General features: G+C 41.5%; 15 protein-coding genes. 10 read left to right on the top strand and 5 right to left on the bottom strand.

The genetic code is table 11. From position 1 onward, the window contains the following. The first annotated feature begins 804 nt into the window (after positions 1–804). Both CYK47_RS10000 and CYK47_RS09995 read left to right on the top strand, forming a co-directional pair. On the top strand, positions 805–984 hold the full coding sequence (locus CYK47_RS10000; protein WP_122901343.1) for a hypothetical protein: 180 nt from the start codon (positions 805–807) through the stop codon (positions 982–984). Between the two features lie 135 nt (positions 985–1,119). Continuing rightward, a complete protein-coding gene (locus CYK47_RS09995) occupies positions 1,120–1,611 on the top strand; it encodes a hypothetical protein (RefSeq protein WP_122901341.1) in 492 nt (163 codons plus the stop codon). Between the two features lie 44 nt (positions 1,612–1,655). On the opposite strand, the gene CYK47_RS09990 is transcribed toward CYK47_RS09995, so the two are convergent. Continuing rightward, on the bottom strand, positions 1,656–2,435 hold the full coding sequence (locus CYK47_RS09990; protein WP_122901339.1) for a ferredoxin--NADP reductase: 780 nt from the start codon (positions 2,433–2,435) through the stop codon (positions 1,656–1,658). A 102-nt stretch (positions 2,436–2,537) separates the two neighbouring features. Here CYK47_RS09990 and tsaA point away from each other — a divergent pair, with 102 nt between their 5' ends. After that, positions 2,538–3,248 carry a tRNA (N6-threonylcarbamoyladenosine(37)-N6)-methyltransferase TrmO gene (gene tsaA, locus CYK47_RS09985; RefSeq protein WP_122901337.1) on the top strand — a complete coding sequence of 237 codons (711 nt, stop codon included), beginning with the start codon at positions 2,538–2,540 and terminating at the stop codon, positions 3,246–3,248. A 23-nt stretch (positions 3,249–3,271) separates the two neighbouring features. Here the strand turns inward: tsaA and CYK47_RS09980 are convergent, their stop codons facing one another. After that, a complete protein-coding gene (locus tag CYK47_RS09980) occupies positions 3,272–4,279 on the bottom strand; it encodes a hypothetical protein (RefSeq protein ID WP_122901335.1) in 1,008 nt (335 codons plus the stop codon). A 175-nt stretch (positions 4,280–4,454) separates the two neighbouring features. Here CYK47_RS09980 and tfpB point away from each other — a divergent pair, with 175 nt between their 5' ends. The 4 genes from tfpB to CYK47_RS09960 all read left to right on the top strand — a co-directional run bounded on the left by tfpB (position 4,455) and on the right by CYK47_RS09960 (position 8,705). Next, positions 4,455–6,212, top strand: coding sequence for a type IV pilus assembly ATPase TfpB (gene tfpB, locus CYK47_RS09975; RefSeq protein WP_122901333.1), 1,758 nt, complete (start codon positions 4,455–4,457; stop codon positions 6,210–6,212). 91 nt (positions 6,213–6,303) lie between these two features. Continuing rightward, entirely contained in the window at positions 6,304–6,663 is a 360-nt protein-coding gene (locus CYK47_RS09970) for a NirD/YgiW/YdeI family stress tolerance protein (RefSeq protein WP_122901331.1), read from the top strand. A gap of 81 nt (positions 6,664–6,744) precedes the next feature. Further along, positions 6,745–7,407, top strand: a complete 663-nt coding sequence (locus tag CYK47_RS09965) for a response regulator transcription factor (protein ID WP_122901329.1) — start codon at positions 6,745–6,747, stop codon at positions 7,405–7,407. Then, positions 7,404–8,705, top strand: a complete 1,302-nt coding sequence (locus tag CYK47_RS09960; protein WP_122901327.1) for a sensor histidine kinase — start codon at positions 7,404–7,406, stop codon at positions 8,703–8,705. The genes CYK47_RS09965 and CYK47_RS09960 overlap by 4 nt, the downstream gene beginning before the upstream one ends. A gap of 69 nt (positions 8,706–8,774) precedes the next feature. Here the strand turns inward: CYK47_RS09960 and hemP are convergent, their stop codons facing one another. Then, positions 8,775–8,945 (bottom strand): hemin uptake protein HemP, encoded by a 171-nt coding sequence (gene hemP / locus CYK47_RS09955; RefSeq protein ID WP_122901325.1) that lies wholly within the window; start codon positions 8,943–8,945, stop codon positions 8,775–8,777. Positions 8,946–9,080: 135 nt separating this feature from the next. On the opposite strand from hemP, the gene CYK47_RS09950 reads away from it, so the two are divergent. Next, the gene (locus tag CYK47_RS09950; protein ID WP_122901323.1) at positions 9,081–9,983 is read left to right on the top strand and encodes an NUDIX domain-containing protein; all 903 of its coding nucleotides are present in this window, start codon (positions 9,081–9,083) and stop codon (positions 9,981–9,983) included. A gap of 25 nt (positions 9,984–10,008) precedes the next feature. Here the strand turns inward: CYK47_RS09950 and CYK47_RS15485 are convergent, their stop codons facing one another. Both CYK47_RS15485 and mrcB read right to left on the bottom strand, forming a co-directional pair. Then, positions 10,009–10,215, bottom strand: coding sequence for a hypothetical protein (locus CYK47_RS15485; RefSeq protein WP_164709179.1), 207 nt, complete (start codon positions 10,213–10,215; stop codon positions 10,009–10,011). Continuing rightward, a complete protein-coding gene (gene mrcB / locus CYK47_RS09945) occupies positions 10,196–12,616 on the bottom strand; it encodes a penicillin-binding protein 1B (RefSeq protein WP_122901321.1) in 2,421 nt (806 codons plus the stop codon). The genes CYK47_RS15485 and mrcB overlap by 20 nt, the downstream gene beginning before the upstream one ends. A gap of 189 nt (positions 12,617–12,805) precedes the next feature. On the opposite strand from mrcB, the gene CYK47_RS09940 reads away from it, so the two are divergent. Continuing rightward, positions 12,806–13,714 (top strand): NAD(+) kinase, encoded by a 909-nt coding sequence (locus tag CYK47_RS09940; RefSeq protein WP_502697058.1) that lies wholly within the window; start codon positions 12,806–12,808, stop codon positions 13,712–13,714. Beyond that, positions 13,714–13,986 carry a YeaC family protein gene (locus CYK47_RS09935; protein ID WP_122901318.1) on the top strand — a complete coding sequence of 91 codons (273 nt, stop codon included), beginning with the start codon at positions 13,714–13,716 and terminating at the stop codon, positions 13,984–13,986. The genes CYK47_RS09940 and CYK47_RS09935 overlap by 1 nt, the downstream gene beginning before the upstream one ends. Position 13,987: the final 1 nt, after the last annotated feature.

Genomic DNA, 13,987 nt, shown 5'->3' with positions numbered 1-13,987 from the left:
TGCGAAAGCATCACTGTCTGCTTTTGATTATATTATTCGTTCTGGACAATAAGAGAATAAGGTCAGTGTGTCCCCAAGCACACTGACCTCTTCACAAGTTTATAAGTTTTATATTCTTGTTTTATAGGAACTTTGGACGCTAACACCCAAGTTCCTTTTTTTATTATCAGCCCCCTTTCATTTTTCACCTTGCATATGTACTTCGTGTTGAGCAGCCATAGCTTATGGATGCTAATTGCAAATAGCACAGATAAAGGCATATAAAAATTATGGTTTTATTGTAAGGCTTTTTTATTGAGATTCAACCTAGTAAAACACTCAAGATTATTTGCCAAAAAAGCCTATATTTTTAATAAAAATGTGAACTAATTTTTGTAAAAAACATATAAATAACAGTATTTTAATTTATATTTATTTGCATAAAAAAACTTGATAAATATCTCTTTACAAAAGGTAACAATTCACTAGAATGAGGCGAATTGATAAAAAATATTGTTTTTAGCGTGCAGAAAACTTGGGGAAAGTATGTTCAAAAGCATAATCAAATTGTTACTGCTCGGCAGCAGTGCATTATGGGTGGGTTGTAGTGCCAAAGTGATGACATATGATCAGCATGGGAGGGTGGTTGGCTCATGTAAGGCCACTGCTTTTTTAACCCCCCTTCAGGGTATAGCATCTTGTTATGGTTATGCTCACGATCATAATTTAAGCTTTGCCAAACGCAAAGCCAATGGGGAGCTTGAATTACTTGCGCTACCCGACACTGCCAAAATACAACTTAATGCATATTAATGGGGAAATATGATGAAAAAAATGATGCTTTTGAGCCTTATCAGTTTAATGATAAGCGCTTGTGCTTCTACCGTGACCACTTATGATGCAAATGGCAAAATGATAGGCTCTTGCCATGCCGAACGTGGTTTTATAATCGGTGGTGGGGCAAATTGTATCGGTTCTGCAAACCAAGAAGGGCGACTACGCTAATCAAATACCTCAGCCAAATTTTTTAGCGAGCTCACATCAACACTTAAGTTTAAAAGATAGATTTCATTTTAACTTCATCACAGGCGGGTATAATTGAAAAGTCATGTGACTAAAATATTAAAAATGGACTCAATTATGTACATTCAGAACTATATAACAAAATTATTAACGGTTTTATGCTTAACGGCATGCAGCAGCGCTATAAATGCGCAAACGCTTACGTCTCTAGATGCGGCTATTGTGGGGGATTGGTCATGTACGGAAGCCATGGACTATATGGGTTATGATGCGAAAAGCCAAATGCAATGGTCTTTTCAGAAAAATCAACAACAGCGACAGAAGACTGTTTCTACCCTTGAAAATGAACGAGAGAAAGCACAATTTAACTATGAGATTCAGGCGCGTTGGCACTTAGAGGGTATGAAATTAATCTTGGATCAATATGATGTAAAAAAATTCAGCACAGATCATCCTGAGCTTGAAGCCAAAGTGAATTTAAAAGCAGCTTTAGCTGATCCAGAGCCAATGGAGCTTAAGATCAAAACATTAACAGCAAATGAGATGCTACTCAACTTAATGATTTTTGATATGGAAGTGGAAGAATTTTCTATCGTCTGTAAAAGATAAAAAAAACCGCGCAAAATGCGCGGTTTTTTTATAGAAAAATAAAATTATTTTTCAACGAATGCACGTTCAATCACGTAGTCACCTAGAACACCCATACGTGGTGATTCTTTAAGACCGTGTTGGTCAAGTAGCGCAGCCACATCGTCAAGGAACGCAGGTGAACCACATAACATGGCACGGTCAGTTTCTGGGTTAAAACGTGGTAAACCGATTTTCTCAAATAACGCACCAGTTTCAATTGCAGTGGTGACACGGCCTTGAGTATGGAAATCTTCACGCGTCACAGTTGGGTAGTAAACCAGTTTTTCTTTCGCGCCTAATTCGCCAAAGAATTCATGGTTTGGAATTTCGTTTTCAATTAAGTCTTGGTAGGCCAATTCTGAAACAAAACGTGTACCATGTACCACGATAATTTTTTCAAAACGTTCGTAAGTTTCTGGGTCACGAATCGTTGACAAGAATGGTGCAAGACCTGTACCTGAAGAGAGAAGGTATAAGTTTTTACCTGGGTTTAAATCATCCAGTACTAAAGTACCTGTTGGTTTTTTAGAAACCAAGATTTCATCACCCACTTTAACTTTTTGTAAAATAGAGGTTAAAGGACCATCTGGCACTTTAATTGAGAAGAATTCTAACTCTTCTTCGTAGTTTGCGCTGGCAATTGAGTATGCACGCATTAAAGGCTTGCCATTGACTTCAAGACCGATCATCACAAACTGACCGTTTTTAAAACGCAGAGCTTGGTCACGAGTCGTTTTAAAAGAGAATAAAGTGTCATTCCAGTGGTGGACATGAGTAATCTTTTCGACGTTAAAAGCAGCCATTAAAGGTCTCAATAAATTATCAAATTAGAACAGGTTGCTATTCTAATCTAAAATCATTCTCGATAAACTGAATATATTTAATTGAGCTTATCAGAAAAAGTGATGACGACGACTGTAACGCTGCCGATTATTGGCTATATGCGCTCTCCTTACCAAGAGAAGTTTGGTATCCCGCGGCAGCCAAATTTGGTGGAGGTAGAATCCTATATTGAAATGATCGGGCCGTATAATGATTTAAATGCGTTTGTCGGGATCGAGGAGTTTAGTCATCTATGGTTACTGTGGCAGTTTCATGATAATAAAAATCAACAAGATAGCACTAAGTTTCGTCCGCAAATTCGTCCGCCACGTTTAGGCGGCAATCAAAAAATTGGTGTATTTGCCAGTCGCAGTATGTATCGTCCAGCCCCAATTGGTTTGTCTGTGGTTAAGCTCAAAAAGGTGGAAAAAGTCGGTAAAACGGTGCGGGTTTATGTCGTCGGTAGTGACCTGCTCAATGGCACACCGCTTGTGGATATTAAGCCCTATATTCAATATTCAGATGCAGTGACGGATGCAAAAAGTGCTTATGCACAAGATGAGCCCGTGCGTAAGCAAGTTGTTTGGTTGGAAAATGCACGAATTTCACGTGATGAATTAGTAAAAAAAGGCAAAATTAATCTACAAACCTGTCAAGAGCTTGAGCAAGTCTTAGCACTTGATCCACGTCCGGCATATCAAGATGATCCTGAGCGCATCTATGGTATGAGCTTTGCCAATTTAAATGTGCGTTTTAGTGTTGATGAAAATCAAATCAGCATACACGCGCTTTAGCACGTATATGCTGTTTGTGGTATTTAGTAATTTACATGGGTAAAAATATAATCTGCTGCAGTTTTATTATAGTAGGTACAGCCTTCAGCAATGTGGTCGATTCGTGCTAAACGTGCGGCTTTTTCGGCAGCACTTAAATCGAGCTGTTGTACCTGCTGACGTTTTTGTTCTAAATCATCTGCCACGGAATATTCAATCCCTTTTTCATTGTATTCACTCCAGTAATAACGGTTTTGGTATTCTGTGTAACCCCAATTACGGTTATCTTTGTTGATGTAAGAGATACTATTCATGTAAGTGAACTTTAAGATATTGGGATCAGTGCCATACTGCTTGGCATAGTCAAGAAAACCTTGCTGCTCTTGTTTAGGTTCGATATCAACTACAATATAGGCTTGATTATTGGCAGAAGCTTGTTTTTGTAGGCACACTGAGCCTTGCGGGAATTTTAATTTTTGTAAGGCTTGCAGTGTATTTAAATCTTGTACAGAAATAGTGCGTTGAAGCTCATCCAAACTCAGATGGTTGAGTTGCCAATTTAGTTCAGGTTGTAAACGTGGCAGAAGATCATTGCCGCTAATATCTATTTTTTTGACGTAGTTGGTCAATTCTAACTTTTCTTTGCCGAGTGTGGAACGTAGACGAATGGTCATCGCCTCATCGGTGATGGCGCCTGAACCATATTCATAACCGTATTTAGCTTTGGGTAAATCATTGACCTGATAAACGGCATCTGCAGTGAAATACATGCTATCGCCATCTTCAAGCGTATAGAATTTACCATCGCTGAAAGACAGCACATTGCGATACAGTTCAAATTCGCGTAACCAGCTCGATGCTGTAGGGCGGTCTTCAAGGTCAATAAGATGCCACTGCTGTAGGGTGGTATTTGGCTTTGGTGGTGTAGGCTGTTGTGGATTTTCAGGTGAGGGGCTTGGAGACGTTGATTCAGTACTTGAAGAACCACCACCGCCACCACAAGCGCTGAGTAACAAGGCGCTGATACACAGCGTAAGAATTTGAACTTTCATGCTTTACCCCAAAATTTAAATAAATAGTGTTGGTTATTTTTACATCATTTTTTTCATGTGAATATGGCAATAGTGTAGTGTTTTAAACGGTCTATTTGCACCTCGTTTAGCTAAAAAAGCCGGCCGTGATTTATCAATTTTTGTTATATTAACCCCATGATTTGGGGACAAAATAATGCAATTTAATTTTGAAATTGACAGTACATGGTGTTTAGAACAACTTAAAAATGATGGCTATATTACTGATCGAGAAAAACTTTTAGTACAAACCACGCATCGTCAGCGTGAGCAGCTGCAATGGCATCCTTTGCAATGGATTGCCAGTTTTAATCTTAAAAATCAGCATGATCTTACCCAAATCCTAACGCTCAACTTCTTGAGCGAATGGTTGGCAAAAAAGGCCAATCTACCGCTGTATGTCATTGATCCCCTTAAAGCGGATGTGCCTGCATTGACCGCAGTGATGTCACAAGAATTTGCCCTACGCAATAAAATTTTAGCCGTGGACGTACAAGATGAGCAAATTTTGATTGCGACGGCACAGCCCTTTATGACCGATTGGCAGCACAATTTAGCGCGTAGCCTTGCGCCTAAAAGCATTCAAGCTGTGATGCTAAATCCTGAGCATTTACAGCGCTATTTGGTGGAATATTACCAAGTCAGCCGTGCGGTCAGTGGCTCACAAAAATCCGGTGCCTACGAACGTGAGCATCAAGGGGTAGAAACCTTATTACAGTTGGGTGATAGCCAAAATCCGGATGCCAATGATCAACATATTGTGAAATTAGTCGACTGGATTTTACAGTTTGCCTTTGAGCAAGGTGCCAGTGATGTGCATTTAGAGCCGCGCAAAGAACAAGGCAAAATTCGTTTTCGCATTGATGGCGTGTTACATACCATTTATCACATGCCGGCCAATACTTTAATGGCGGTGATTTCAAGGATTAAAATTTTAGGGCGTATGAATGTGGCAGAAAAACGTAAGCCGCAAGACGGACGCCTAAAAACCCGCACCCCCAAAGGTCGCGAAACCGAGTTACGTTTATCGACCTTACCCACCGCTTTTGGGGAAAAATTAGTGATGCGTATTTTTGACCCCGAGGTTCTGGTACGTTCATTTAGCGAATTAGGCTTTGATGAAAAATTACTTAGCCAATGGCAGGCGGTGAGTCAAAACAGTCACGGTATTATTTTAGTCACGGGGCCAACGGGTTCGGGTAAAACCACCACCTTATATTCAAGTTTAAAGCAGCTTGCGACGGAGCAAGTCAATGTCTGTACTATTGAAGACCCGATTGAAATGCTTGAACCCAGCTTTAACCAGATGCAAGTCAATCATGCGATTGATTTAGGTTTTGCAGATGGTATTCGGGCGTTAATGCGTCAGGACCCTGACATTATTATGGTCGGGGAGATTCGTGACCAAGATACTGCCAATATGGCGATTCAAGCCGCGCTGACTGGACATTTGGTGTTATCGACTTTACATACCAATGATGCGCCTTCCAGTTTAACCCGTTTACATGATTTAGGCGTACAACCGTTTTTAACGTCAGCCACTATTTTAGGGGTATTGGCACAGCGTTTGGTGCGTCGTTTATGTCCACAGTGTAAACAAGAAACGTTTATTAATGAACAAGATTGGAAACACCTTACTTTTGGCTATCAATTTCAAATGCCAAATTTTGTCTATAAAGCGGTAGGCTGTGAGGCGTGTCGTGACACAGGATATAAAGGACGGATTGGTATCTATGAGTTTATGCCGATGAGTTTGGAGCTTAAGCAAATGATCGGGCGTGATGCCACTTTAGAAAAATTAAAATTTCAGGTGCAAAAAGAAGGCGTGGAGCCATTAAGAATTGCAGGGGCACGTAAAGTGATTCAAGGTGAAACCACCTTAGAAGAAGTATTGCGTGTGGTGCCGTTAAATTAATACATAAATTTACCCATCTTCAGCTTATCTTCAGTTTGGTTTGTTTTAATGACTTCATCGAAAAGACATCAGCTATATGTTGGAGCTTAATATGAATATGATCGCAAAAACTTTAATCGCAGCAAGCGTTGCATTCAGCGCTGCTCTAGCAACTGCCAACACTGCCGTGAATCAACAGGCAATTAGCACGCCTGTCATGACGGTAAAACAAGCTTTAGCTGCCAAAGACGATACGAAAGTTCAGGTGAAGGGCTATGTGGTGAAGGCCATTGGCGATGAAAAATACCAATTCCGTGATGCAACAGGCAGCATGACTGTTGATATTGATGATGACTTATGGCAAGGCAAACCGATTGCAGCCAATACCCCTGTCACCTTAATGGGTGAAGTAGATGTGGATTATAAGCCAACCAAACGTGTTGAAATTGATGTAGATGCAGTAAAATTCTAATTGATTCAACGATGATCAAAAAACCACATACCTTGCGATGTGGTTTTTTTGTATAGTGGACAAAAACAACAAGGATCAAGCATGCGCATATTATTGGCAGAAGACGATGCCGCACAGGCTGAAAGCATTAAAACTTGGCTGGAGATGGATGGTTACAATGTTGATTGGGTAGAGCGAGGAGATTATGCCATTTTGGCTTTAGAGCAGCACCAATATGACTGTGTGTTGCTGGATCGTGGTTTGCCCAAAGCCACAGGGGATGAGATTTTAATCGCTTTGCGTCGGCATAATGGTCAAACCCCTGTGTTGATGATTACCGCGCGCGATACTGTACAAGATCGGGTTTCGGGGCTTGATTTAGGTGCGAATGACTATTTAGTCAAACCCTTTAGTTTAGAAGAACTTTCAGCACGGATTCGTAGTCAATTGCGTCAACATCAAAGCCAAAAAAGCCATGATTTACGTTTTGCCGACTTAGTGCTAGATCCACAAGCCAAAACCTTGACCCAAGCGGGTCAAATCATCAATTTAACTGCCAAAGAATTTCAGATTTTGCATAAACTGATGCAAAAACCTGAGCATGTGCTGACCCGTGAACAGCTCGAAGAATCGTTATATGCATGGGGGAGTGAAGTCGAAAGTAATGCCATTGAAGTTTTTATTTCACAGTTACGTAAAAAAATTGGCAGCCACTATATTAAAACCCTACGCGGTTTAGGTTATCGCATGCAGCAACCGCAATGAAAAAAGCCATATCGCTGCAAAGTCAGCTGATTAAAACCTCAATTTTAAGCTCTATTGTGGCAGGTGTCTTGGCGCTGTTGGTGTTTTTAGCACTTTCGATTTATCACACTATGCAGATTCATGATGAAATCATGGATGAAGTGGCAGATATGTTAGTGATCAGTGATATCAGTAGCCAATCAGGCAGTCATATTGATGAACTGAGTGAAGAATTTGCCATTCAATACAGTTTAAAAATACAAGATTTCACCTTGGTAACGTCTCCTGACTTTGCTTTTGAGCAGCAACAGCCAGCAACTGAATACGGGATTTTTTGGTCAAATGGGCAATTTTGGCGTAGTTATGTATTAGATGAAAATGACATGCAGGCCTATGTTTATCAACCTCTTGCGATTCGGCTGCATGATTTGGCTGAATTTTTTGCAGGCTTTGCTGGGGTATTAGGCTTATTGTGGTTACTGCAATGGTTACTGGTGCGCTTTGCCATTCAGCGCCAATTTAAAAGTTTGGTGTTGTTATCAAAAAGTATTGGGCAAAAGCATGCACAAGACTTAAGTCCGATTGCTACGCCAGAGGCTGAGTTTCGTGAGTTACAACCCATTTTAACCCAGATCAACCAATTGCTCGCGCGTTTAGATCAATCTTTACATGCCGAACAACGCTTTACCGCTGATGCCTCGCATGAGTTACGTTCGCCTTTATCCGCAATTCACATGCGTTTGCAGGTGTTAAAACGTAAATATCAAGATCAAACACAATTGGCACAAGATTTACAACCGATACAAAACGATGTGGCACGCAGTACACAAATTTTAGAGAATTTATTGCTTTTGGCACGTCTTGATCCAAGCCAAGCACAGGGTTTACCAACCCAAGCTTGTGATTTAAGAGAAATCAGTTTAGAGGTTTTAGAAGCCTTATTGCCTTTTATTCAAGAAAAAAATATTGTATTGGATTTAGATCTACATGCGCTATGGGTGGAGGGTAATCGTGAATTACTGTTTACCTGCATACGTAATTTAGTAGACAACGCGATTCGCTATAGTCCGCCTGCAGCCACGGTACAACTGAGCATTGATGTTGCACAACAGCAGATTCGCATCAGTAACGCGGGTGAGCCTATGAATGCAGAAATTTTGGCACGTTTGGGAGAGCGTTTTTATCGCGCATTAGGTACGAAAAGTCAGGGTTCTGGTTTAGGAATTTCGATTTGCCAAAAAATTATCGCCCTACATGGTGGGCGTTTAAGCTTTAGCGCAGGAGACACAGGCGGTTTAGTAGCATGTATTGAATTTTAATAAAAAAAGGCAGACTGCGCTGAATGTCTGCCTTGAGTGACCACGTTTCTTATTCTGTTCTACTTGCTATTATTTAGTTAAAATCAAACGATTATTGCGAGTTAAGCGTAAACGGTATTCTTCGCCCGCATGCATAATGCGAATTTCTCGACCTAAAGCAAATAAGTTATTGGAATGCAGCATCGGCAAGGCATGCTGAGATTCAGTATGACGAGTAAATAGGCTAAATGGTGCGTTCATGTTGGAATTCTCCGTCATTGTCGTGGTGTGTTGTAGTGATTTAAATGATAATCATTATCGAATACACCTGTCAACGGCTAATTTATAAAAAGCGTAAAATTGCGTAGACTAGCCAAAAAGCCAAGGAAAGAGTCAATGTCTAAAGCACAACTCAACGTCGCTATTGCAATCTTATTGCAGCATGGTCAAGTGTTGGTAGGCTTTCGTGAAGCCGATCAGCATCAAGGCAATAAATATGAATTTCCAGGAGGCAAGGTCGAAGCTGGAGAAACAGCGCTTGAGGCCTGTCGCCGTGAGGTGTTGGAAGAAGTGGGAATTGATATACAACAGTGGCAGAGTTTTGATTTTATTCAGCATGAATATGAAGATTTAATTGTGAATCTGCATATTTTTCATGCCGTTGTCCCTGATGCATTGAACAATGAAATTCAGCAGCCATGGCGTTGGTATACCCGTGAGCAATTGCCTGAGCTGAATTTCCCCAAAGCCAATCAACGCCTAATTCAGCGCTTAGTGTGGCCAGAATACCTAAAAATTAGTGCCGATTTAACGGATTTAGCTGAATGTGGGGCTGAAAAGATGTTGTATTGGCGCAACACTTTAGCGTTAGAACAACAACTGAGTATGCTAGCAGAGATTTCAGTCGAGCATTTGCCACATCTGATTGTGAATATAGCGTTATACCAAGCACTTAACTCAATCCAGCAAGCCAATATAGGTGCGATTCATCTTAAGCAACAGCAGATGCTGAGTTTGAGCAAAAATGACTTAATCGTTGGTCAGCGCTATATTGCCAGTTGCCATGATGAGGTGAGCCTAAAACATGCCGAGCAGATAGGTTGTGATGCAGTGTTACTCAGTCCAGTGCATGTCACAGCCACGCATCCTGAGGCACAGCCTTTAGGTTGGACGAAATTTCAACATCTAGCGCAAACCATGCATATACCTGTATTTGCTTTGGGTGGCTTAAGCCAAAACGATTTACAAGAAGCGAAAAACTATGCAGCTTATGGTATTGCAGGTCAGCGTTTTATTTAAAAAAAAGCACCCGAGGGTGCCTTTTTTATAATGACTTACGCATAATCGGTTCGATATCGTAAGGAATAATAGTGACACCTGTAGGTGTGGTATAGCGCTGTGGCTTTGCCTCTTGAATGATAGAGGTAGGTGTTACTATTGCTTGAGGTGGTGAGGTGCTACAGGCACTTATTAAAATCATACCCACCGCCATCAGACCCACCTGACATAGTTTATTGTGTGTAGCTGCCACTTGAAATCACCTCACCATTGTCATTATAACGTCCTTGCTGAATCTCTGATTCACTTTGTCGTATCCAATTCTCTATGCTGTCTTCAGTTTGCGGTGGAGCACTAGGTTGTGGTGCTTCAGGTTGTTGATATTCATTGCTGCTTGGTTCTGCGGGTACCACTTCATAATGCGCACTGCCACAAGGTGTAGCACGGCGTGGCACTGAATTACGCAGCATGGGAATGTGCACCGCATTTTCACAGCCTTCGGCAGAAAGTTTATCGCCTGATTCTGTATCGACCCATTGCCAAGAGACATTGCTCGGTTGACGTAAGTTAACTGGTTGTTGGTGTAATTGTGCCATGACATTGGTCCATACTGGCAATGCACCAGATGAACCTGTTAAGCCTGTCACTTTGTTATCATCTAAACCTAACCAAACCACAGACACATAATTGCCTGAATAACCAGCAAACCATGAATCGCGTGTATCATTGGTAGTGCCTGATTTGCCGGCTAAATTTAAATTGCTTGGCAGTGTGTTATAGGCAGCACGGCCAGTACCGACTCGCATGACCTGCTGTAAGCCATAGTTGAGCACATAAGCACTGTCAGGTTTAATGGTTTGCTGCATCTCTAAGCCAAAACGCGTTAAATTACGTCCCTGACTATCCACGACATTACGAATCGCTCGAGCAGGATATTTCACACCGCCTGAAGCAAAGTTGGAATAGATGCTTAATACTTCCATGGGTGACATATCCACCGCACCTAAGAAAATGGATGGATAAGGCGGAATTGGACTGGTCACACCAAAACGTTTTAAATGATTGCTAAAGCTGGCCAAGCCAAACTCTTGGCCTAAACGTACCGCAGACAAGTTATATGATTGTGAGAGCGCACGAGCCATAGGAACAATGCCATATTCATTGCCAGCATAGTTTTTGGGCGTCCATGCCTTGCCTTCAGAGCTAATGCTAATGTAGCTGTCCTCAACGGGACTGGCCCAGTGGTAACGCCCAGATTCTAGCGCGGTTAAATAAATCACAGGTTTTAACAATGAGCCAACTTGACGTTTGGCATCTAAAGCACGGTTAAAGCCCGTAAAATCTTGACTTGAACCGACCACAGCCACCAACTCACCATTGTCAGGGCGTGCCACTAACACAGCACCTTGTAAATTGTCTAAACGTGAATTGGCTTTTTCTAAACGCTGTACGGAGGCTTTAAAGCTTTTTTGTACATTGGTTTGCGCAATTGGATCAAGGGCGGTAAAAATCCTCACGCCTGTATTAGTTAAATCAGTTTCTTGATATTCGCTACGTAATTGGCGACGTACCACATCTAAATAATCTGGAAAACGCGCAGGGCCTAAAGTGGGCTTGCTAATCACATTTAAAGGGCGTGCCACTTCACGTTCATAATCTGTTTGGCTTAAATAGCCCATCACCAACATATTGTTGAGCACAATATCACGACGCTTTTTAGCTGCCTCTGGATTGCGCCACGGATTATAAAGTGATGGTCCTTGGACTAAACCGACTAAAAAAGCTTGTTGTGCGACATTCAATTCACGTAGGGGTAAGCCAAAATAAAACTGTGAGGCAAGGCCATAGCCGTTAATCGAATAGTTACCATTTTGCCCTAAATTAACTTCGTTTAAATAGGCTTCTAAAATTTCCTCTTTGCTGTAATGCAGCTCAATCAGCATGGCCATAAAGGCTTCGTTGACTTTACGTTTGATGGTTTTTTCAGGGCTTAAGTAAAAGTTTTTCACCAACTGTTGGGTTAGGGTCGAGCCACCTTGGCGCTTGCCACCGGTCACATTGGAGACTACCGCACGGGCAGTACCACGAATCGATACCCCATAATGATGGTAGAAATTACGATCTTCGGTGGCAATTAAAGCATTAATTAACGGCTTGGGTACGTTAGCCAATTTAATGAGCACACGGTCTTCATTGTGCTGCGGATAAATGCCGCCAATCAGCATGGGTTCTAATTGGGCAATGCCATTGACAGTAGGTTTAGTCGCACTAACCCGCGTGATTTTACCACCTTCAAAATTGACCTTTAAAATTTGTTCAGGTTCAACATGATCGCCAAAGTCAAAACCACGGGTATGTACATATAAGGTATTGCCTGTGCTGACATAATGCCCAGTTTTACTATAGCTATCTGAATTTTTATAACCGAGTAAATCTAATTCTTGCATAAACTCAGCTTGGCTGACTTGTGCATTGTTATACACCTGTAGGGGGCGAGCAAAGACTTTGGCAGGAATATCCCAACGTTGTCCTTCAAACTTGGTTCTTACTACATTATCAAGGCGAATTAAGTAGACACTAAAGGCTAAAAATGCACCAATAACTAAAATACAAAAGAGTAAAGCAATAATGCCTATACCACGCTCAGACTTCATAACGACATATAACAACCAAGACAATTACACCAATGATGCGAAGCTTTGCAAGAATTTGCAAGAAACAAACTGTGAACAATAGAACAGATAACTTAAAAAAAATGGGTTGATTCAGTGCTTTAAAGTTTTTTTAAATTAAACAGGTTAATGCTATGATAGCAATCGAATCGTAGCGGAGCGATATCGTCGGTGCATATTTCACATAAGACATTTCGAAACATTGGCTTAATTGGTCGTCCTGATAAATCATCAGTGGTCGAAACGTTATGTCTCATCCATGACCATTTGGTTGTGCAAGGTCTACACCCAGTATTTGATATCGAAACAGCCCAATTAGTGCCGTACCAAAATACTCAAACCGTGAGCCGTAGTTTATTAGGTGAAGTCGTGGATTTGGTGATTGTGGTGGGGGGTGATGGCTCGTTGTTACATGCCGCACGCGCTTTGGTGCGTCATAATACGCCTGTGATTGGGGTCAACCGAGGTCGTCTGGGGTTTTTAACCGATATTAAACCCACAGAAGTGTTGCATAAGCTTGATCAGGTGTTACAAGGTGAATATCAACGTGACCGGCGCTTTTTACTAGAAATGGAAGTGCGCTCCAAAGGTGAAGCCATTTATCAAGCCATTGCCTTAAACGATGTGGTTCTGCACTCAGGTAAATCCGTGCATATGATTGATTTTGAGCTCAATATTGATGGGCAATATGTGTATCGTCAGCACAGTGATGGTTTAATTGTTTCTACACCAACCGGCTCCACTGCGTATGCTTTATCGGGTGGTGGCCCGATTTTACATCCAAGTATGGATGCCATTGCTTTAGTGCCGATGCATCCGCATACCTTGTCCTCGCGCCCGATTGTGGTGGGGGGCAATAGCGAAATTAAAATCATCATTCGTGAAAACCGAGTTTTACCAATGGTCAGCGCAGATGGGCAACATAGTGTATCCTTAGGGGTAGGCGACAGTTTACATATCCGTAAACATCCCTTTAAACTGAATTTACTGCATCCACCTGGCTATGATTTTTATATGGCATGCCGTACCAAGCTTGGGTGGAACCAAGGTTTTGATTCATTGCAACAGCAGGATGAATAATGAATATTGAACAAATGTTGGCGATGCTCAACCCCGAAATTGTCGAGCGTTTACGTACCGCCATTGAAATTGGTAAATGGCCCAATGGTGTTGCTTTAACGCAAGAGCAACGTCAAACCTGTATGCAAGCGGTGTATGCATGGGAAATGAAGCATTTACCTGAAACTGAGCGTAGCGGTTATATTGACCGTGGCAGCAAAGAAGAAGGCGAAGAATGTGATGATGATCATCACAAGAATGAGCCGGAATTCAAGCCGATTCGTTTTGTATAAC

Source organism: Acinetobacter sp. B51(2017), assembly GCF_003711395.1.
In the GTDB taxonomy this organism is placed as follows: Bacteria; Pseudomonadota; Gammaproteobacteria; order Pseudomonadales; family Moraxellaceae; genus Acinetobacter.
The sequence above is the reverse complement of the archived record's forward strand: the minus strand, read 5'-3'. Positions and strand labels throughout refer to the sequence as shown.

Coding starts and splice junctions, on each gene's coding strand:
- CYK47_RS09965 (WP_122901329.1), top strand. CDS start 6,745: ATGCGCATATTATTGGCAGAAGACGATGCCGCACAGGCTGAAAGCATT.
- tsaA (WP_122901337.1), top strand. CDS start 2,538: ATGACGACGACTGTAACGCTGCCGATTATTGGCTATATGCGCTCTCCT.
- hemP (WP_122901325.1), bottom strand. CDS start 8,945: ATGAACGCACCATTTAGCCTATTTACTCGTCATACTGAATCTCAGCAT.
- CYK47_RS09990 (WP_122901339.1), bottom strand. CDS start 2,435: ATGGCTGCTTTTAACGTCGAAAAGATTACTCATGTCCACCACTGGAAT.
- tfpB (WP_122901333.1), top strand. CDS start 4,455: ATGCAATTTAATTTTGAAATTGACAGTACATGGTGTTTAGAACAACTT.
- CYK47_RS09950 (WP_122901323.1), top strand. CDS start 9,081: ATGTCTAAAGCACAACTCAACGTCGCTATTGCAATCTTATTGCAGCAT.
- mrcB (WP_122901321.1), bottom strand. CDS start 12,616: ATGAAGTCTGAGCGTGGTATAGGCATTATTGCTTTACTCTTTTGTATT.
- CYK47_RS09960 (WP_122901327.1), top strand. CDS start 7,404: ATGAAAAAAGCCATATCGCTGCAAAGTCAGCTGATTAAAACCTCAATT.
- CYK47_RS09995 (WP_122901341.1), top strand. CDS start 1,120: ATGTACATTCAGAACTATATAACAAAATTATTAACGGTTTTATGCTTA.
- CYK47_RS09970 (WP_122901331.1), top strand. CDS start 6,304: ATGAATATGATCGCAAAAACTTTAATCGCAGCAAGCGTTGCATTCAGC.
- CYK47_RS09935 (WP_122901318.1), top strand. CDS start 13,714: ATGAATATTGAACAAATGTTGGCGATGCTCAACCCCGAAATTGTCGAG.
- CYK47_RS09980 (WP_122901335.1), bottom strand. CDS start 4,279: ATGAAAGTTCAAATTCTTACGCTGTGTATCAGCGCCTTGTTACTCAGC.
- CYK47_RS10000 (WP_122901343.1), top strand. CDS start 805: ATGAAAAAAATGATGCTTTTGAGCCTTATCAGTTTAATGATAAGCGCT.